Consider the following 21,018-nt stretch of genomic DNA (forward strand, 5'->3'; position numbering starts at 1 on the left):
CAGATGCTGATAAAATATTCCGCCATACCCCAAATCGCTGTAGCATTGATACATATAAAGAGCAAAACGGAGTGAATAAAAAAATGCAGGGTGATGAGCCAATTTTAAAAAATATTGTGCAGAAAGCAGCCAAACAAAAAACCGGTTTAGAAGTTGTTAAGCTATAAATTATAATATGTCAGATAATAAGAAAGTAACCGATATTCAAAAATTCATCGAAAAATTCGAACCATCAAAATTTAAAATGCTTTCACGCGGAATTGAAATCCGTGGAATTAAGGATATACATAAGAGCATTAATTTCGCGAAGGAGGTAATAGAAAAATTAAAACTAAAACTTGTTATAGCCCACAGTGCTGAAATGGCGATGTACGGCAGCTTTGAGGTGAACTATCAATAACACGAAAATATTTTATTGATAGCGTCCACGATGCCGACGCTATCAACTCACACCACCATACCTGACATTATTCTATTTTCTCCAGTTCTAATACTTTTGCGAACATAGGATCATGCCTTTGGAGAAAATCTTTCCCATAAATGTGCGCTTTGGTGGTTGTACGTAAATATAAATTTTCCATACTGTATTGAACAGGATATTCTACATGATTCTGAAAAATATCATCCACTTTTTTGATATCTGTCAAATCGATCTGAGGCTCAACCCTGAAGATGAATTTACTGTAAGGCAACATCATCATTAATGTACTTGCCTGTAGCCCGCTCAATAAATCGGGTGTCTCCCCAATGCTGACCAGCTGCTCACTGTTATTGGCCAAACTGGACAGGTTGCTGGCTGAGGAATAAATGAATTTATCCTGGAGCACATATATTTTTCCATCAAAAGGTAAGGTTACACTGTCGGGCACAACAAAATTAAAATCCTGTTTGATGTAATACATTTCCTGCGATCTCAACGTCGGCACGCCCGGATTAAAGGTATAGGTGTTGCTTTTTAATACCGAATCCCTATTGATATGGTACTGTGCCTGAATGTACGGACTGAAATTTCTCGCTACCACGACCTTTTTCTTCAGGGTATCCTGGACGATTTTACTCAGGAATTTACTATAGGTATTGTCGCTTCCTCCTCCATTGCCCCTGATGTCGATCACCATACTTTTGACCTTATGCTGCTGAAAAGCTGCAACCAACCGGCGCTTAATCGTATCCCCCAATTCTTCCCTCATGGCCGGAATTTTGGCATAAAAAATGCCGGTTTTCTCAAAATAATGGGTAATTACCGTATCGGTCTGACTGAGATAGCCATAGTCGTTATTTTTATTATCAAGATAAGTTACCGTATCCTGTTTACCAATATTTAACTGATGGCTGACGTTGTTTTTATCCGCAAAAATAAGCTTTAGAACACCGTTTTTATAGATTTCCGCCGGCCAGTAAAAATTCTCATCGTATACCCTGTTTCTTTCACGATCCCAACGCAAGGGCGAAACAAGTTCGGTGAGTGTTTTTACAAACCCGTGAATATTTTTACCATTACAACTCAATAGTTTCATACCAGCGGGGTAATCTGTACCCTTATAACTAAAGGCAAGCATATTATAATATTCCCCGGAAGTATAAATCAGGTTGAGCTCAGGTTTGGCATAATAGGCCTCCTTTAAATATCTCACGTAGTCATACATGTTGGCGGTACTGGCACTGCCGAATGCAACCAGCTTCGCCGGTATCCAGTATTCTTTAACTACATCCAGCAAAGTTGAATTTACCTGGCTCGTATGACCATCCTGCGCAGCATTCAGTGTTTTTTTTAGGATCTGCAGGTATTCACCCATCGTTGTTTTGGGCGTAATTTTCTTTTTGAGCTGCCTGGCGTAGTGGCTGAAATCGATACCCCTTACTTCTTTATTGTAATAAATAACCGGGCTTATTTGCTTAATGTAGGATACGAGCGTGTCATGCTCTTTAAGCATTTCTGCATAGGCTATTCTAGGTAATTCTTTTGGAGCATGATTCTGGGCCTTTACAAGGGAACAATCAGCTAGAAGAAAACAGATAGTTATTGATAAGAGATATTTCATCGTGTGTTTTTTTTTACAAAGAAACCCAGGCGAGTTTGCTTAAAATTGTAAAAATCGTTCACCGATTGGTTTTATCGTTATAAATCCAGGCCAGATCGTTTTGCTCAATGGAAATTTTCTGCAGCAGTTGATTTGGAGAATAGCCTGAGAAGGATTTGAAATCTTTTATAAAATGGGCCTGGTCGTAGTAAAAATTATCATGCGCAAGCCTGGTTAAAGCCTGTTGTCTTTGTAGCACTTCATTCAGGATATTTCTGAAGCGATGGGTTTTAATATAGGATTTAGGATTCATGCCTACATTATTTTTGAATAAGCGAAACAAGGTCGGCGAACTCATTCCAAGTTTTTTCGCCAGTGTTTCGATAGATGGATTTTGCGCGCCGGCTCTTGCGATAAGTTCTAAAGCCTCTTTCAGTTTTTCGGGTTGCCGTTCCCTTAGATTTGCTAAAAGCAATTTTTCCAACATATCCGCCCTGCTGAAAAGATTTTCCTCTTCAAATATTTTTTCAAGAAAAAAATCATTTTTATGCCTGAATACATCAAATACATTATCTGCACTTAATAAATCATCATAAAGCTCGCTGGTAAAAACACTGAGGGCAGCAGGCTGAAATAAAATACAAATCTGATCTAATGAAGCCCGGACATCAACATGGAAAGGCATCTTATGGAAACCAAATAACCTGCTTTTAAAACTGGTATCACCCGATGTAACGATACAATTATTGGAATCTAAGTGCCTTGTATAATCGATTTTATTTTCCTTATAAATTGCAAGGCACAGGTTATTATTCGGAAAGGTGGAATAGCTTAAAAAACCGGCATCGGGCTTCCTGAAGAAAAGAAAATATTGAACATATTTTTTCAATAATTCATTCTTCGGTTTAATAATTACAGATTCCATTAAAAATAAGCAATTTGAGTGGTGGCAAAATGCCCCTCAAAAATAAGATGTTCATTTTAAATTTTATCATTAATATTTTACCACGGTTTTTTAAAAACCATCCGGGTCGGTAGCCGAAGATTAGTAACCAATTGCCTGTCAGTCTGAGCTTGTGAAGACCATTTTATAGTTGAGAACAAAAAACGTTCGTCCTTCGACTACTTGTCCCGATTCATCGGGAAGCTCAGACTGACAAAGTTTTTTCATTTTCTCCTTAAGTTAATGACATGGGTACAGGGAGGAATTTAAGGCAAGCTATTCCAGCATATCCTTTCGGCCTACCGAACCAGAATAATCTTTCCGGTATGCGTACTCTTTTCAAGCAGGCGGTGCGCTTCTGCAGCTTCTGAAAATGGAAATGTCTTAAAAATAACAGGTCTGAACTTTTTGTTTTCTATCAATGGCCAGACCTGTTTTTTAATTTCCGAGGTCAATTTCTTTTTAAAAGCGTAATCCCGGCTCCTTAAAGTACTACCGCTTATGGTCAGGCGGTTGGTCATCACCTTCCAGATGTCGAGATTTACGTTGTTTCCACCTACTGCATTAATGTGTATCAATCGCCCCTCAGGCCTTAATATGTTAACATTTTTAGACAGATAATCCCCGCCAACCATATCCAGGATAACGTCGACGCCCTCTTGCTGAAGCTCATCCTCGAAATTCTGCGTTTTGTAATTGATGTAGCCATCTGCGCCGAGTTCAATGCAGTTCTGCCCCTTTTCCTCAGTACCTACAGTTACCACGACGGAAGAACCCAGGGCTTTTGCCAGCTGGATGGCCGTGATGCCGATCCCGCTGTTGCCACCATGTACCAGGAGCTTTTCACCAGGTTTAAGGGAACCTCTCTGAAAAACATTGGACCACACGGTATAGATGGTTTCGGGAAGGCTGGCAGCTTCGGCAAAGGTAAGGCCTTCCGGAATTGGCAAACATTGGCCTTCGCCTACCGCGACGAATTCCGAATAGCCGCCACCGGCAAGCAAAGCGCAAACCTGATCGCCAATTTTGAAATCTTTTACATCAGGTCCTACTTCAACAATGATACCCGACACTTCAAGACCTGGAATCTCAGCGGATACACCTGCCGGAGCCGGGTATTTTCCCTCACGCTGAGCCACATCCGATCGGTTCAGGCCTGCTGCCCTCACCTCTATGAATACCTGATCGCCGGAAACCACTGGAATTGGATAATCACGCTCCTGCAGAACATCCGCTCTTCCGTACGATGTTATAACGATTGCTTTCATCTTGTTTAATTTAAGGTTTAACACGTTGTTCCGGTTTGTAAGCTTCACCTATGATTCACCTTTTCCGTTAGGACAAAAGTCTTGGTGTTTTCCAGCTGCAATAATCCGTCCGAAATTTGACTCCAGGTTCGATATCTTCTTCAGGACGCACAAAAAACTATATACTAATGCTAACGAGTATTGATCTGGAAATTACGGTTTTCTTACTACGGCTCCATTTCGCCTGAAGATAAGTGATTGACTTTCTTTCATATTAGAATGCATGCTAACCTCCCTTGCCTGACTACCATCATAAATGACAAGTTTTGCGGTGTTTTCTCCGAAAATACCCTGGTTGTCTGCAAACATGATGAGTTCGTGATCGGTATTCCTTTGGATTTTAAGGCTGCATTTCAGCGGACTGAAAGATAAAGCTTTCTGATAGATAAGCGCTTTCCCGTCAAAATAGACTGTTATGGTATCGCCATCAATTTGGTTATCATCATAGAATTCCAGTTGGATATTATCACTCTGCACTTCAATGGTGGTCTTTAGCTTAGTATTCCGTTTCGAAGCGATTTGAGCGGTCTTTAAAAGTGTCTCTTTTTTTATTTGCAGTTTTACTTTCTCGTTATTTTTTTCAACTGTTTTAAAAACGGGCTTTATGGCAACTCGAACTAGCTCTGTTTTTTTTATTGGGCTATAATGTGATAATTTAAAAACACCCGGCGCGCAGCCATAGCCCTGTCTGAGTTCTTTTCCAAAATAGACTTGATAATTATCATTCTCCCATGTTCCTGAGATAATAAGACTATCTCCTACTCGCTTAAGCTTAGCAATTCCGATCTTTTTGCACCAGTACCAAGTTCCATTGGTATTGCTGTTTTCATCAGTGATGTTTAGATCTACGAACCTCACTTCATTTCCAGTGACCTTTCCTGATATATTGTAAATTGCATATTTTTCGTGACCGTCTCCTGTAACATATCTGGCAATACCTTTAAAGAGATTGCCTTGCTGTGTAATATCCACTTCCATACTAAAATCGTAGGTTTTGTCCGACTGACCAAGCAAGCCAGTCCAGTGCCCGGTAAGGTTCATTGTTTGTGCGAAACAAATGGTACTTAGCAAAGTGATGGCGATAAGAATTGAATAGGGTTTCATAATTGTTTTGGCTTCGTTATATATGTTATGTTTTATCTGATATCCATTTCAATCATCAGGGGATCTGTACTTATTTCTAAAATCGGGCATTAAAATTAACCGGCAGAGTCATTGCCCCCGCCGGTGCGTGATAGTTGGTGTTAGTTATAGCTTTCCAATGCTTTCGCTTGGGTCACCTGTTTGCGCCCGCCTTTATCAATTTTATGCTGCATGCGATGCAGATCGCGCGACTGGAATTTAGACTTGCGGTGGTCGTAGCCTTTTTGGGCTTCCAATCCACGGGGATGGGCTAGATCATAGCCAATGGGCATACGCATATTTGTCCTTTTGCCCTTTTTCACTGCGTTTTGCTCTTGCTTAAGCCAACCTCGTTGGCTACCCGGAGTTTTTGGATCATCCATCAGTACTTTCATTCGGTTATATTTACCGTTCCGTCCCATACTTTTGGTTGGTTTATCATCAAACATCTTTTCGTTTGATGGAAACATATCCTGCACTTTCGATGGGGTAATTTTAGTTGTTTTGGTTGCGGCACCGGCGCTACCAAACAGGCCTTTACCGCGGACAAAGCCGGAGCTTCGCATCTGCGCTTTGGTCTGTGGTCCAGCAATAAATAAAACAGTAAGTAAAGTAAACAGGAATTTTAAAAGTTGTGCGCTCATTTCGTTTAGTTTTGGTTGTGAATTTTGGTTATTTAGCAATGATTGTTTTAGGTTTTTCTGTGCATTCCTCCTTTCATTTAGTCGCTTTGATAAGACAAAATAGATGAATATGCACATTAGAATCCAGAAACAGTGCTTCTCACCGCTCACTTGTTAGATTGATTTTGCGCGGTTTATGATAAATATTTTAATTCTGCTGAATAGAACCTATATTGCTTACAATAAACCACATATTTAACGCTCAATATTTTTTTCATGAGAACTCGACAGGAAAATCTGAACATTTTAAAAAGCTATCATCCAGACGATTTAATTGCCATTTACGATATCTTTTCGTCGGTGCTCAAACATAAGGGTTATAATGACAAACCCAGCTTCGAAATATTAATGGATTCATTAGAACTTGATAAATCTGCGATCCATAGGTGGCTCCGGACTTTAAGAGACCCTAATCCTGGTCAGTTCAAAGCAGCCGGAACCGGAGAATATAATGGGCGTTTAACAGCGGAACAGGTCAGCAAAAACAATGACCTCAAAAGAAAACCGAAGGATAAGCTTTGTGAATTTATGTTGAAGCTTTGTGAAAAAATCAATTGGGAGATCAATGTTTACACAGGAGATACCTGGCCATTGGAAGAAAAAAAGTTTCTGTCTACCCAATATATTTCCTATTATTGGAATGAAAAAGCTGATCGCACTGAAAGGACTGTAAAAAAAGGTTCGGTAATTATTGATTATATCTTAACACCTGATGACAAGATCGAAATCTTCGATTTTAGGTTAAGGCTGTTATTATCCAAAAAAGATATTGAACGGTTTTCGATCCTGAAATCATTCCGAATTAGCCAAGTTGAAGATATTCTTTACGTGTATATGGAGGATCCGGAGACCCGCTCATTGCATATAAACCTCACGCTGAGTTTCAATGCGAATAGTTTTCCTAATAAAATAATTACAGGTACATATAGCACAGTTCGCAGAGGGAACCGGAAGCTTCCTGTTGCAGGACGTGTACTATTAAGTGAGCGGCCTGAAGGTTTAACAGACAGGGGTATTATATCGGGTTCTATTCCCCCGGAAATTTATAGTTATCTTTATAGAAGCAGGATCTATGGGGAAGATAAGATTCTGCAATCAGTTGGTCAGCTACCCTCTACTGATGAAATCAAAGCATTGCAACCATATGCTGGTCAGTATTACTGCACCTATTTCCGTAAAAGCAAGGGCCCTACCGAACAAGGAGACCAGGTTGAGAAATTCTTATTTGAGGTAAGTGAGAATGGAGAGGCTTCAATGACTGTGGTCAAAGATGAAGGTTATGTTATCTACCTTGGTCGAATGCGGGCACTGCGTTCCAAGCAGTTCGCGTTGATTGCCTACATGGATTTTATGCCACAAGACAATACCTATCGTTTCACCATTTACTTTGATAAACGCTTCAAGAAAAACACAAAAACACTTTTTGCGACTTATGCGGGATTAGAACGGGATCATCCTGATATTCCGACGGCTGGTAGGATGGTTTTGCGCCAACTTGATAAAAAAGTTTCCGAGCGTGAATTTCCAAGTAAAGTTAAGGCAATACCAGTGGATAAAATTGAGGAATGGACGGCTGAAGATCCTTTGAATAAGGAGGATATAAAATTTCTAAGTGGCTTTTATGGCTATGATTACCTGGAATCGCTAGCCCCAGTGAATACAGCTCAAAAAGAAGAGTTGAAGGATTTTGCGTATGAAGGAACCTATTTTGTTTACTCGCTGAGTACGATGCAACATGCTATACACAAGGTTCCGCTAGCAATTGATGGTCAGGGTCTAGTGAAGATGAAGACGCGGAATGAAAAGTCTTTGGCTTGCCATAAAGGTCGGGCTACAGCTGGCACGAACCGGTTTTCGATTTATATGGAGCGAGAAGATTCACCAAATGATCATTTCCATTTCATTTTCAACAAGCCCGGTGTACCTGGCAAGTTCAAACACATCTTTGGTATTTCCAGCAAGATCGATACGCAAAATTCTCCTGCAGGTAGACTGGAGGTTTTAGTTAGAGATAAATTTAATTTAGCAGACACCGTGAGTCAATCATTCGACATTGGTTCCGAGAGCTATTGGGCCGAAAATAAAGCAACCCGTGGATTATTGGAATACCTTACCGGAAAATATAACCGCTATGTGGTAGCCAAAAGCAAGCCTGATGATTCATTTAAACGAACCAATCAGAAGTTTTATTTTTATGCCGGCTGTTACCTTTGCGCAAATTTCGAACAGAACCTAAATCCTGAAAAAATTGATGAGGCACTTAGGCTGCTTTATCAAGCTTACCTTCACGGTTTCGGCCGGAACCAAACGGACCGGGAATTGTTAAAAAAGGAAATGGGAAGTTCTTTCTCAAAAGTTTTGGAGGAACCAGAGGTTTCTAGACCTAATTCCTCTTCATTGGATGATCTTAACTTTAAAGATATTTTCAATTTAATACTAAACCAAAAAAAATAGTAAGAAACTAAAATATAAGCTTGTAGGTATGTATTATAAAAACATTTTATCAGAATAAAATTATCTCAATCCACGGAGTAGTTTCAGGTCAAAAAATCTTAATGCAGATGAGCCCCTTTATGTGTTCAACATCAATGGGTTCGCCCTTTTGGGTGATGATCACTTTATTTTGCTGCTGCAATCAATGGCAACATCGACCACATCTTTCATGTGTTTCACCAGTCATCATGAAATAACAGGCGTGCACCTTCAGATGGGCAGGTACTTTTCTCAGCGCCACGCCGCATTGCGACAGATAAAATCATCGCGGATATATCATCATGTAAATCAACTTTTTTTTCATTTGACATACGACTAAATTTATGCGTCTCCGTCTGCGAGCAGGTCTACAATGTATTTATTTTTTTATTAGCGAAACTGAAGAAAAGTTTATGCTAATAAATATTTTAAGTACAATCGAAAACTTGTATTAGTTAAGCGAGCGGACAAGTTTGCGATAAAAGAGTTTTTTCGCACCTCAACCGAAACAAAAAAGCATCCTGGTTCATATGAATGATTCGGTTATCAATTTACATAAACTTAAATAGAATTCAAAATCACTAATAACATTAGTAATTAAAATACAATCACCATTTCTCCAAGCTATATAAACTATTCGGTTAATAATGTAATTATAGAAATGCCATCGGCATTGAGGCAATGGGCTATACTAATCTTATTACTGAACAAAATGTTGATAACTTTATCTATGGTAAAATACGACTAAGCAGTTGTATTTACCACTTTTCGTGGTTTGATACGCCTGAGTTTTTTTATCCTTTTGCGTATCAATTAATAAAAATTGGTGATTAGATCAATTCTTATGCCCAACAAAACATACACATCATGGCAACATTACCCTATGACACTTTGCCAGCGACACTTTGCTGATTTAATCATCAAATAATTAAAAATATAAGTAAATTTCAGTAATTAAAATTTCTTTTACGGCGAATAGTCCTACCGGAGAGAAGAACCAATTTCTAAACCAAACACACTCAACAATGGCAAACGATGAATTTTACAAGGATCAGTACGACCGCACGCTAGAGCGGAAAAATGAAATAAACAGTTCGCTCTCTACTCCCATTGGTATATTAACCGCTTTGGTAGCGGGTATACTTTATGCAAGTTCAAACTTTGAATTTCTTGGACATCCGCTACTAAGTATCACATTTTCTTTTTTCTGCATTTTGTCTATATTTTTTTTGGGTCGGTCAATTTTTCATCTGGTCAAGGCGCTCTCCGATCTACATAACGGTTACGACTATGCGTATCTTCCTGAGATGACCTCTTTAGATCAGTTTTTTATCAGCTCGGTAGCTTTTTATAATGGACAAGGGGGCTTAAATCCGATTCAAGTCCAAAAAGCAGCACAAGCCGATTTAGATGAAAATCTCAAACAACTCTACATAGCTGGTTCGGACATCAACCAAAACAATAATAAGACAAAAACTTACCAAAGATTTAAATGCCATCAGTTTATGATTTTTTCATTTATTTCGCTAAGTTTGTTAATCATACCATTTGGCATAGACTTTACCTTGAACAAAGGTAAGGATAAGGTTCATCGGGTTAAATTATTGAATCCAATACCTTTAAAAATAAACATTACCCATAGAAATACAATCTATAATGGCAAAAAGTCAAACTATACAGAAACCAAAGCCTTTAGTATTGCAAATGATAAAAGAAGGCGTTGATCCCAAACCAGCACGTCCAACTTCTCAGTCAGGACAAAGGTAATTCATTAAAATCAAGCAGTCGTTCAGCAGCATACCCGCTTGATTTTTATCTATGGAATTTTTGACTAAATAATTTAAAACCAAACTGTTCGCTTGCGTTATGGTGTTAGAAAATATCCAAACAAAGATTTTTTAAATCCAGTCAGCCCCAGGTTAATTTTTCACCGGCCTGTTATATCGCCATCTCAAGTTAACTACATCTTTCATATGTTTTCGCCAGTCATCAGGAAATAACAGGCGGGCAATTTCAGACGGGCAGGTACTTTTCTCAGCGCCCCGCTGCATTGCAACAGCTAAAATCATCGTTGATATATCTTCCTGTAAATCAACATTTTTGTTATCGTTTAACATCTACTTAAATTTTATGCGTCTCCGTCTGCGACGAGGTCTCAAATTTATTTATTTTTTTATTAGCTAAATTGAAGAAACCGTCTGGCACAAGCGTCTCGCTTGTGACTAATATATTCAAAAAATTAATACCCTAATGTGCTGCAAGCTCGTTGCTCCTATCCAAATTGAATAATATCAATTTTCAACGCATATATTCAAAAAACTAAAATCAGCTGAATAAATTAGAATTCTAAAGCAGGGTATCGCAGCTGCAACCTGCAGAAATGAATGTATAGTGATTTCAGATTTCCCAAAACCTACACTGCTAATTTCTGTTGCTTAAGGTATATAAAAATAAGCGATGGCGAAAGAGCACAAATCCAATGTAATCAGGGTAAAGGGTGCAAGGGAACACAACTTAAAAAATATTTCCCTTGAGATTCCCAGGGATAAACTTGTTGTATTTACGGGCGTTTCCGGTTCGGGGAAATCGTCTCTTGCTTTCGGTACACTCTATGCTGAAGCGCAACGACGCTACCTGGAATCCGTTTCACCTTATGCACGCAGGCTTTTTAACCAGATGAGTGTTCCCGAAGTGGACTCAATCGAAGGGCTGCCTCCGGCGGTTGCCTTACAGCAGCAGCGTTCCGGAGCCTCAGGCCGATCTTCGGTTGGCAGCGTAACCACTTTATCCAACTTACTTAGAATGCTTTTTTCGCGGGCCGGAGACTATCCACCTGGTCAATCCATTATCTATGCCGAAGGCTTTTCTTACAATACGCCAGAAGGTGCCTGCGAAGCATGTCATGGTATGGGCAGTGTATTTGAAGTCACGGAAGAGACGATGGTACCCGACGATACGCTCAGCATAAGGGCGGGTGCAATTGCATCCTGGCCGAGGGCATGGCAGGGGCAAAACCAGCGGGATATTTTAGTATCCATGGGCTATGATGTAGATACTGCCTGGAAAAAATTACCAAAAAAGCAAAGGGATTGGATATTATTTACAGAAGAAACCCCTACAGCCCCGGTTTATCCCGGCCTTTCGCCGGAAGAAACCGCTTTGGCAATTGCAAAAAAACGCCAGCCGGATTATATGGGTACCTTCATTGGTGCCCGGGCTTACGTATTGAAAACCTTTTCATCAAGCCAGTCTGAACTGATGAAAAAAAGGGTTTCAAAATATATGCTTAGCAAGGTATGCCCGGATTGTGCTGGTAAGCGCCTTAAAAAAGAGGCACTGTCTGTGAAATTTAAAGGCAGAGATATTGCAGAAACTTCCAGAATGACCTTTCTTGAACTTTCGAAGCTGTTTAGTGAAACTGCCAGGAACGAAAAACTTGTTAAATCCGAAGAAAAGCAGTTGGTTATACAAAGAATTTCTGCAGATATCCTTGCCAGAATCGGTGTAACGCTGGAGCTTGGTTTAGGCTACCTTACCCTTGATAGAAGTACCCCCACCCTTTCTCCCGGAGAATTACAAAGATTGCGTCTATCCACCCAGGTGTACTCCAACCTGTTTGGTGTGGTTTATGTTCTTGATGAGCCCTCCGCAGGTTTACACCCTGCAGATACCGAAGCCTTATTGAGTATCCTCGGGAAATTAAAAAGTGCAGGGAACAGTATTTTTGTCGTGGAACATGAAATAGAGGTGATTAAGCGGGCAGACTGGATTATTGATGTCGGACCCGGTGCAGGTGCGCAAGGCGGGGAAATTATGTACAGTGGTCCGGTTGCAGGTTTAAAGAGAAACACGAAATCCATTACCGGAAGATATCTATCGGGTACTGCCAGTAACCCTGAACACAAGCCAAGAACAGCCACCGGACAACTTAAGCTCCGCGGAGCAAAAAAGCATAACTTAAAGAATATAGATGTCGACTTTCCGCTTGGTGTGATGACCTGTGTAACCGGAATTTCGGGTTCTGGAAAAAGCAGTCTGGTTAGCCAGGTACTCGTGGAGTTGCTTTCAACACAGTTGGGAACGAAGACTGAACTGCCCGAAGAATCTACAGGCGAAGTTCCTATGCTTGATAACGCACAACCAGCCGGCGGGAAAATTATCGGTGGAGCCGATCAAATTACCAGGATGGTTGTTGTCGATCAGCGCCCAATTGGCAGGACACCCCGTTCAAATCTTGCTACCTATACCGGGCTTTTCGATCACATACGCAAACGCTTTGCCGACACACCATCGGCCAAAAAAAAGCGATATGATGCCGGTCGCTTTTCCTTTAATGTTGTAAAAGGCCGCTGTCCGAATTGCCAGGGTGAAGGCTTTGTCATGGTAGAACTGCTCTTTCTGCCAAGTGTGTACAGCCCCTGCCCGGCCTGCGGTGGTACCCGGTATAACCCCGATACATTAGAAGTTACCTATAGAGAAAAAAATATTGCCCAGGTTTTGGAAATGACGGTTGAGGAAGCCTGCAGCTTTTTCGACGAAGACCCACAGATTTACCAGGGCCTGCATATCGTACGGGAGGTTGGCCTTGCTTACCTCAGGCTCGGACAGTCTGCAACGGAACTATCTGGTGGGGAGGCCCAGCGCATTAAATTAGCAACAGAGCTGCAAAAAAGTAATAAAGGCAATACGCTTTACATCCTCGATGAACCCACCACCGGCCTCCATCCATCAGACGTTGAGCGGCTGCTCTTGCAACTAAACAGGCTGGTAGATAGCGGAAACACGGTAATTGTAGTGGAACACGATATGCAGTTGATTGCACAAAGCGATTGGGTAATCGATATTGGCCCAGGAGCCGGCGATCTTGGCGGAAAAGTTGTGTTTGCAGGACTTCCTGAAACACTATGCAAAAACCCGGATAGTAAAACTGCTCCTTATCTTAAAGCGTATAAAAACCAGTAATCGACCATCAGAATACCCAAGCTGGTGCGAGCTTATAGCTCGTATCGATATTAGCTTAAATTATAGTGATTTCTGACGCATATATTCAAGAACTAAAAATCAGCTGAATAAATTCAGCTTTCTTAAAGCAGGGTCGGGAATTCCAAATTTCAGAACTATGGCTTTTATATTGGTACGAGTTAAAAACTCTCACCAGCACAACATGGTTCTTTTGCGTTCAGCAGCCGCGGACCTTTTTCGTACAAATTTGTCGTGGTTCTATTGCTCCTGATAAGTTTAGATATGGCTGTTTGCGAGCGGAGACTAGCGCGCAGCGGAATGGTCAAAAAAGTCGTCATCTCGACTGGAGCGCAGCGGAACGGAGAGATCTTTCATACATAACTCTAAAGTGTTACTTTTCAAAAGATTTCTCCACAAGGTCGAAATGACGTTAATGAATTTAAGTTCGTCATCTCGACAGGAGCGCAGCGGAACGGAGAGATCTTTCATACATAACTCTAAAGTGTTACTTTTCAAAAGATTTCTCCACAAGGTCGAAATGACGTTAATGAATTTAACTTTYTCGATAAGAGTGCAAYTCTAAATTCATMCTCTCGATCCGATAAAATCGGATGARGCGCAGCCCTCAGTTCGTCATCTCGACWGGAGCGCAGCGGAACGGARAGATCTTTTTAGAATCCACTTTAAAGATTCGCTGCGCAGAGCCTTCGGGTTCTCAACAAGGTCGAAATGACGGCTATAGTAAAAAGGCCTTATCGCTAAGGCTTTCAATTTGCAATATACTTTAGGATGCAGCCTTCGCGCGAAAAACGAGCAACGAAAAATGAACCTTACTTCGTTACTATCTCCATCTTACCCCCATTCTTAAACAAATCATGGGAAACAAAATAACCTTTTATATCCTTTCCATTTACTTTAATGTTGGTCATATCCCTCCCCTTTCCAGGTTTGGAAATCGTAATGTACTTGCCATTATTGCTGCGCCATTTTACCTCATCAAACAAGGGTACAGTCACCAGGTATTCTGCATCGGTAGCAGAAAATGGATACAAGCCCAAGGCGCTAAACACATACCAGGACGACATTTCACCGGCATCGTCCATGCCACATAGCGCCAATCCATCATCGCCGATTCCGTATAAATTGTTCAGAATATTATCTAAAACCTTTTGAGATTTTTCGGGCTTTCCAATAAAGTGATAAGCAAAGGGTGCTTCATGGTCGGGCTGGTTGCCGTGGCAATATTGGCCAATCATCGTTTCTACATTTCTGGCGATGTAATTCGGGTTCCAGGGAACTGTAAAAAGGGAATCGAGTTTGGATTCAAAACCCTTTGCGCCACCATACAATTCAATAAGCCCTTTCATATCGTGTGGCGCATAAAAAGATACCTGCCAGGCATTCGCTTCCCTGTACATGTATTCGTAATAAGGGAATTGTGGATTGAAAGGCTTTATCCAGCTGCCATCGGCCAGTTTGCCACGCATAAAACGGGTGGAAGGGTCGAACATGTTTTTATAGTTCTTCGATCTTGCCATTAAAATCTTGTAATTCGCCGTATCGCCAAGGTTCTTTGCGATTTGGGCAACTGAATAATCATCATAGGAATACTCCAAAGTTTTGGAAACCCCGGCACTTGCTTTAGTTTCCACCTGTGGGTTTTTAATGTCCGGTTCTGAGATGAAGCCTTTCTTAATGTATTCCTCCACATGCGGGCGGGCGCCTCCAGGTGTATTCGCATTCTTTAATAAGATCTGATAAGTAGCTTTAATATCAAACTTATCAATGCCACGCAAATAAGCTCCGGCAATAGAAGAGGAACCATGGTCGCCATGGAAAAACGTCGGGATAAATCCTTTTTTATCACCTACATCTTTCATCGATTTAATGACGTCGAGGGTAACATCCGGCGATATTAAGCCAAGAAGTACATCCTTATTACGATAAGTATCCCAAAGGGAAGGTTCCGTATAATACCTGAAATCAGATTTAACCACTTGTCTATTTGCATCGGTATATTCGCCGCTGACATCACTGCGTAAGGCCGGCCATAAAAAGGAGCGGTAGAGGCAGGAATATAACATCACTTTTTGTTTTGCCGTTCCGCCTTTTACCTGTATGGAGGATAAAATAGTTTCCCATTTCTGTGTGGCCTCCTTGCGAATTTCATTAAAGGTTTTGTTACCGATTTCTTTGAGTAGATTCTCTTTTGCATTGGCGGTACTTACAAACGAAAGTCCGATTTTAAGTTCAACCGGTCCATTATTTCCGTTTGCTAAATGCGCAATGGCATAGCCGCTGCGTTTACCTTCCTCTGTTTTATCGAGCTTATCTATTTTAGTATTTAAAATCGCATAGAAATAAACATTTTCACCGCCCTGGAAGCCTTTAATGGCGTTACTTCCATCCTGCTCTATCGTCCAGGTGGATACGCGACTGTTGGCCTTCCCCATATCAAAAAGGATATGCCTGTCGGCCTTATTTTTAAATTCATATTGATGGTAACCAGCCCTTAAGGTCGACGTTAAACGGACATTCACCTGGTAATCGTCCAGGTAAACCTGGTAATAACCTGGTGCAGCACTTTCATTTTTATGAGAAAATCTGGAACCAAATTTAGCCCCCGGATTCGACATGGGTAAAATGGGAATGTTGCAGAGGTTCCAATGGCCTTTGTTTGTATGCGTAAATCCATAGATAACGGAATCTTCATATTCATAACCCGCTCCTGAGCCGTACTCCGTCATCGGGCTTAGTTGTACCATTGCGTTTGGCAAAGAACTGCCTGGAAAAGTTAATCCCGCCCAGGAACGCCATCCTTTGGGCAATTCATAACCGAGGATTTTAGGATCAGTAAGCGGCGCAGTACCAATAAAGGTGTTTACAAATTTGGTGTAGTTGCCTGTGGATTGGCTCTTTGCTGTTAAGGCAATCAACAACATGATGGCTAAACTAAATAAATTTTTCTTAAGGATACTCATGCTTCTCGATATATATTCTGCTTACTATATCAAATATAAAAATTTATAGTTCCGGGTATAAAAAATAGCATTAACGTTACACTAAATCGTTTAATTAAGTCTCCACTTCAAAGATTTTGCTCGCAAAGCCTTCGGGTTCTCCACAAGTTCGAATTGACGAGTATATTTACCGTCCTCTCGAATAGAGCGCAGCGGAATGGAGAGATCTTTATAATAGAAGCCATTTAAAAGATTTCTCCACAAGTTCGAAATGACGACTTATAGTTATAGTCCTCTAGACTGAATTGAGTGCATAGGGAACGGTTGGAAATTACCAGGTTAGTATGCCAGGACTTAAATCCTTCCATTCAGGATTTTCTGTATTAATCAACATTTCTTTTTTAGTCCTATTCCATTTTTTCAACTGTTTCTCACGGGCTATAGCTTCTTCAATGCTAGAGTAAACTTCATAATATATACAAATTGACAAGTTATATTTTGCGGAAAATGATTTAGGATTAATTTTTTCCTGATGCTGCTTAATTCTTATTTGTAAATCAGCAGTAACGCCAATATAAAGGGTAGTTTTTTGGAAATTAGTCATAATATATATGCAACCGCCTTTTTCCATATTTTTATCTCAAATTACAAATTACTTCCTAAACTGATAAGATAATTTTATACCGTTCAAAAAAAATATGGTGGCGGTTTAGTGTTAGTCGTCATCTCGACTGGAGCGCAGCGGAATGGAGAGATCTTTTAAAAACGATTCTAATCAGGTGTTATTAGTTAAAAGATTTCTCGGCTACGCTCGAAATGACGGCTGGAGTGAAGAATATTACGAACTAAGGCATTGGAACGATGTCAAAATTCCACAGCTTGCCGTCCTCGCTCGTCGTTCTCTCGACTGGAGCGCAGCGGAATGGAGATATCTTTATAATAGAAGCCATTTAAAAGATTTCTCCACAAGGTCGAAATGACGACTATATTTACCGTCATCTCGACTGGAGCGCAGCGGAGTGGAGAGATCTTTTAAAAACGATTCTACTCAGGTGTTATTAGTTAAAAGATTTTGCTTCGCAGAGCCTCCGGGTTCTCCGCAAGGTCGAAATGACGACTATATCGAGATGACGACTTATTTTGAACATGGTATGAGCACATGTTCAGGTAAAATATTTTCTTAGTTTTACTTAGGTGCCTAAGGTAGTGAATAAAATCTTTTGCCAAATGGCAAATAATTACACCACATTGTCACTTATATTTAGCCCATGGAAGAAATGATTAATTACATTTTAAGATTTGGATCCATCACCCGGCAGCAAATCGATTTGGTCCAATCCAAAGCTGAAGTCATTCACCTGAAAAAAGGTAGATATTTCTCTGAAGCCAATAAAATTGCAAAGCAGCTTGGTTTTCTTACAGAAGGTGTAATCCGGGTTTGTTATTATGGAAAAGACGGGGAAGAATACACGAGGTGTTTTGTTCGGGAAAACCGGTTCGTTGTGGATTCAGTTAGTTTTTTTAATGATAGCCCATCATCAGAATATGTAGAAGCTGTAACGGATTGTACCTTATTGGTTTTTAGCAAAAATTCGTTTTCCGAATTATCTATTGCAATTGCTAACTGGAGCGATATTTTTACCAGAATACTTACGGATGCGCTGATGAAAAAGGTTCAGGACAGCAATACCATGCTGAACCAGGATGCAACAACGAGGTATTTAAAATTCCTGGAGCTCTTCCCGACTGTGGCCAATCGGGTTCCGCTTTCCATGCTGGCCTCCTATTTAGGCATTACACAATCCTCCCTAAGCCGGATCAGAAAAAACATTTCGTAATTTGTTTTTGCCAAATGGCAAATCTTTTTCGCCTTTTATACTTCAACTTTGTTGTATAAAAAATATAAAATGAAAAAGAAAGTATTAATAACGGGTGGTAATAAAGGCATCGGTTTCGAAACCGCCAAACAATTATTGGCGAAAGATTATTTCGTTTACCTGGCTTGCAGGGATAAGGAGAAAGCCACTGAAGCAATTACAGAATTAAACAACCTCGGCTATAACGATGTGGAAGCCATCGACCTTGACGTGACTAGCGAGGCTTCGATAAAAAATGCGGCGAACCAGATTGAATCTCTTGATATCCTGATTAACAATGCGGGCATTCCTGGCGACTACCCTCAAAAAGCATCGGAGACTTCGCAGGAAAATCTAAGAAATGTATTCGATACGAATTTCTTTGGTTTGATTCGAACCACACAAGCTTTTATTCCGGCATTCAAAAAATCAGACGCCCCAAGGATAGTGAATGTTTCGAGTGACTTGGGTTCGCTGGGCAACCACAGCAACCCGGAATGGGAACACTATGACGTGAAGTTACTGGCCTACTGCTCATCCAAAACGGCTTTAAACGCTTTTACCGTTATGCTGGCTTACGAGTTTAAAGACACCAACTTCAAAATTAACAGTGTAAATCCCGGTTACACAAAAACAGATTTCAACAACAACCAAGGTCCGAAACCGGTTGAAGAAGCCGGTGAATTGATTGTAAAATATGCAATTTTAGATGACGACGGACCGACAGGAAAATTCTTTAGCGAAGGCGGGGAGTCGCCGTGGTAATCACACCGTCCTCTCTACTGGAGCGCAGCGGAATGGAGAGATCTTTGTCTAGTATCCATTTCAAAGATTTCTCCACAAGGTCGAAATGACGACTTATTTTTTAAGAACCATGGCAAAAAAAGGCCCGTTCCGGTTAACAGAACGGGCCTTATGATTAAGCTTTTAATAAAGCAGGTTTTTCATGGTAAGTACGCCAAAGCAATTCGCCAAATAAAGTATTCGACCAGGCGAACCAGGCCCTCGTAAACTTCGACGGGTCATTTTTATTAAAGGATTCATGCATAAAACCTTTGCCTGCATGTGTTTTTTGCAGTGTTTCTATACACATTTTTATTTCTTTTTCATCTGTTGAGGTAAGGGCCCGCATCGTTAAACTCATTGGCCAAATCATATCCTGACCAACATGTGGTCCTCCGATACCTTCTCCAGCGGTGCCTTTAAAGAAGTATGGGTTGTCTAGCGAGAGTGCAAATTTCCTCGTATTTTGGTATATTGGATCACTTAATTTTAACGCGCCTAAGTAAGGCAGGGACAATAAACTCGGTACATTGGAGTCGTCCATTAAATAGGCACTTCCAAAGCCATCCACTTCAAAAGCATAAATTTTTCCATATTTAGGATGATTTACGACGCCGTGTTTTTGAATGGCTGCATTGACTTCATCAGCAAGGTTTAATAAATTACTTTGTAAAGCGGCATCCGGCTGCAACGCCTTAACCATTTCTGCAGCTTGCTTTAAACTGGTAACGGCGAAGAAATTAGATGGAATCAGGAAGGGAAATATTGTTGCATCATCACTTGGGCGAAAGGCCGAACATATTAAACCAACCGGATTTACGGGAAATCCGTAACCCGCCATTGGCAAACTATCCGTTGGTTGGGTGGTTTCCCTTTGAAAATGATAAGCACCTTTTGACGTTTTACGCTGCTGATCTTTAAAAGTTTTCAAAGTCGCCTCAATTCCTTTTTTCCAATCGGCATCAAATGGCATTTTATCACCTGTTTTTTTCCAGTAATGGTAAGCCAGGCGAATCGGGTAACACAGGGAATCTATTTCCCATTTACGCTCATGTACACCGGGCTGCATGGCCGTTTTATCTGTTTTCCATTCACCCACCTTATTTGCATCGCCATAAAAAGCATTTGCATAAGGATCTTTTAAAACGCATTGCGTTTGGTGGATAATTACGCCGGCAATCAGTTTTTTTAAGGGCAAATCTTCATTCACAAATTGCAGATAAGGCCATACTTGTGCCGAACTATCCCTTAGCCACATGGCATCGATGTCTCCGGTGATTACATAAGTATCCGGACGGCCATTCTTATCTGAATGGTAAACGGTGGTGTCCAATGTATTAGGGAAACAATTTTCAAAAAGCCAATTCAATTCAGGATTTTTAACGTTTGCCTGAAAAGTTTTAATCGCCGCATCTACCGCTTTACTTTTAAAATGTCTTTTACCTTCAGCAACCCTTACTACCGGAAATTCGGGTAAACCTGCTGCGAAAGAAAATTTTGAAGCGACAACACCAGCGCCCAGAAGGCTCGTATTTTGTATGAAAGTTCTCCTTTTCATAATTATTATTTATGTTAATTATTTTTTCGGTTAAGAATTAAAACGATAAAACCATCATCAACACACTCAATGGTTGATTCAGTATTATTCGGTTAGAACGAAAACAAATATATATTAAAAATTTTCGATTCCAAATGATAAAAGGCTTTTAAAGGAATACTAAATCGTTTTTTCAATTCAAATTCTTCTACTTTTTTTACTTGATTTAACCAAGACTGAAACGCATTTATACATTTAATTTAGGTATTTATTACTCGTTTCAGTGCAAACTTTGGCCAATTTTCATTGTTGTTTAATCGATTTGAATTTTGATAACTGATTTGTTTTGCCATACACCACAGTCTTGCCTCG

General features: G+C 40.4%; 16 protein-coding genes. 6 read left to right on the top strand and 10 right to left on the bottom strand.

Going from position 1 to position 21,018, the window contains the following annotated elements; translation table 11 throughout:
• The first annotated feature begins 175 nt into the window (after window positions 1-175).
• Window positions 176-400, top strand: coding sequence for a hypothetical protein (locus ASF92_RS09110; protein ID WP_056091300.1), 225 nt, complete (start codon window positions 176-178; stop codon window positions 398-400).
• A 67-nt stretch (window positions 401-467) separates the two neighbouring features.
• On the opposite strand, the gene ASF92_RS09115 is transcribed toward ASF92_RS09110, so the two are convergent.
• From ASF92_RS09115 to ASF92_RS09135, 5 genes are all read right to left on the bottom strand, one after another.
• Window positions 468-2,042 (bottom strand): S41 family peptidase, encoded by a 1,575-nt coding sequence (locus ASF92_RS09115; protein WP_056091303.1) that lies wholly within the window; start codon window positions 2,040-2,042, stop codon window positions 468-470.
• Between the two features lie 58 nt (window positions 2,043-2,100).
• Window positions 2,101-2,946: an AraC family transcriptional regulator gene (locus ASF92_RS09120; protein ID WP_056091306.1), complete on the bottom strand. Its 846-nt coding sequence runs from the start codon at window positions 2,944-2,946 to the stop codon at window positions 2,101-2,103.
• A gap of 317 nt (window positions 2,947-3,263) precedes the next feature.
• Window positions 3,264-4,232 (bottom strand): NAD(P)H-quinone oxidoreductase, encoded by a 969-nt coding sequence (locus ASF92_RS09125; protein WP_056093213.1) that lies wholly within the window; start codon window positions 4,230-4,232, stop codon window positions 3,264-3,266.
• A gap of 192 nt (window positions 4,233-4,424) precedes the next feature.
• The gene (locus tag ASF92_RS09130) at window positions 4,425-5,375 is read right to left on the bottom strand and encodes a hypothetical protein (protein WP_157263796.1); all 951 of its coding nucleotides are present in this window, start codon (window positions 5,373-5,375) and stop codon (window positions 4,425-4,427) included.
• Window positions 5,376-5,515: 140 nt separating this feature from the next.
• Complete coding sequence (locus ASF92_RS09135; RefSeq protein ID WP_056091313.1) at window positions 5,516-6,037, bottom strand: polymorphic toxin type 8 domain-containing protein; 522 nt, start codon at window positions 6,035-6,037, stop codon at window positions 5,516-5,518.
• 255 nt (window positions 6,038-6,292) lie between these two features.
• Here ASF92_RS09135 and ASF92_RS09140 point away from each other — a divergent pair, with 255 nt between their 5' ends.
• Entirely contained in the window at window positions 6,293-8,530 is a 2,238-nt protein-coding gene (locus tag ASF92_RS09140; protein ID WP_056091317.1) for a hypothetical protein, read from the top strand.
• Between the two features lie 88 nt (window positions 8,531-8,618).
• Here the strand turns inward: ASF92_RS09140 and ASF92_RS21535 are convergent, their stop codons facing one another.
• On the bottom strand, window positions 8,619-8,693 hold the full coding sequence (locus tag ASF92_RS21535; protein WP_304438250.1) for a hypothetical protein: 75 nt from the start codon (window positions 8,691-8,693) through the stop codon (window positions 8,619-8,621).
• 880 nt (window positions 8,694-9,573) lie between these two features.
• On the opposite strand from ASF92_RS21535, the gene ASF92_RS09150 reads away from it, so the two are divergent.
• Window positions 9,574-10,272, top strand: coding sequence for a hypothetical protein (locus ASF92_RS09150; protein WP_056091321.1), 699 nt, complete (start codon window positions 9,574-9,576; stop codon window positions 10,270-10,272).
• A gap of 195 nt (window positions 10,273-10,467) precedes the next feature.
• On the opposite strand, the gene ASF92_RS09155 is transcribed toward ASF92_RS09150, so the two are convergent.
• On the bottom strand, window positions 10,468-10,665 hold the full coding sequence (locus tag ASF92_RS09155; protein WP_056091324.1) for a DUF3253 domain-containing protein: 198 nt from the start codon (window positions 10,663-10,665) through the stop codon (window positions 10,468-10,470).
• Window positions 10,666-11,005: 340 nt separating this feature from the next.
• Between ASF92_RS09155 and uvrA the strand changes: the two genes are divergently transcribed.
• Window positions 11,006-13,510 carry an excinuclease ABC subunit UvrA gene (gene uvrA / locus ASF92_RS09160; RefSeq protein WP_056091328.1) on the top strand — a complete coding sequence of 835 codons (2,505 nt, stop codon included), beginning with the start codon at window positions 11,006-11,008 and terminating at the stop codon, window positions 13,508-13,510.
• Between the two features lie 830 nt (window positions 13,511-14,340).
• Here uvrA and ASF92_RS09165 read toward each other — a convergent pair.
• Together ASF92_RS09165 and ASF92_RS09170 are read right to left on the bottom strand one after the other, a co-directional pair.
• Window positions 14,341-16,491 (bottom strand): GH92 family glycosyl hydrolase, encoded by a 2,151-nt coding sequence (locus ASF92_RS09165; protein WP_056091331.1) that lies wholly within the window; start codon window positions 16,489-16,491, stop codon window positions 14,341-14,343.
• A 310-nt stretch (window positions 16,492-16,801) separates the two neighbouring features.
• A complete protein-coding gene (locus ASF92_RS09170; protein ID WP_056091334.1) occupies window positions 16,802-17,101 on the bottom strand; it encodes a GIY-YIG nuclease family protein in 300 nt (99 codons plus the stop codon).
• A gap of 637 nt (window positions 17,102-17,738) precedes the next feature.
• On the opposite strand from ASF92_RS09170, the gene ASF92_RS09180 reads away from it, so the two are divergent.
• On the top strand, window positions 17,739-18,308 hold the full coding sequence (locus ASF92_RS09180; protein ID WP_056091341.1) for a Crp/Fnr family transcriptional regulator: 570 nt from the start codon (window positions 17,739-17,741) through the stop codon (window positions 18,306-18,308).
• A 69-nt stretch (window positions 18,309-18,377) separates the two neighbouring features.
• On the top strand, window positions 18,378-19,091 hold the full coding sequence (locus ASF92_RS09185) for an SDR family oxidoreductase (RefSeq protein WP_056091344.1): 714 nt from the start codon (window positions 18,378-18,380) through the stop codon (window positions 19,089-19,091).
• 154 nt (window positions 19,092-19,245) lie between these two features.
• Here the strand turns inward: ASF92_RS09185 and ASF92_RS09190 are convergent, their stop codons facing one another.
• A complete protein-coding gene (locus ASF92_RS09190; protein ID WP_056091347.1) occupies window positions 19,246-20,667 on the bottom strand; it encodes a glycoside hydrolase family 125 protein in 1,422 nt (473 codons plus the stop codon).
• Window positions 20,668-21,018 lie beyond the last annotated feature (351 nt).

Origin of the sequence: Pedobacter sp. Leaf176, from assembly GCF_001424305.1 — a bacterium.
Classification (GTDB): domain Bacteria; phylum Bacteroidota; class Bacteroidia; order Sphingobacteriales; family Sphingobacteriaceae; genus Pedobacter.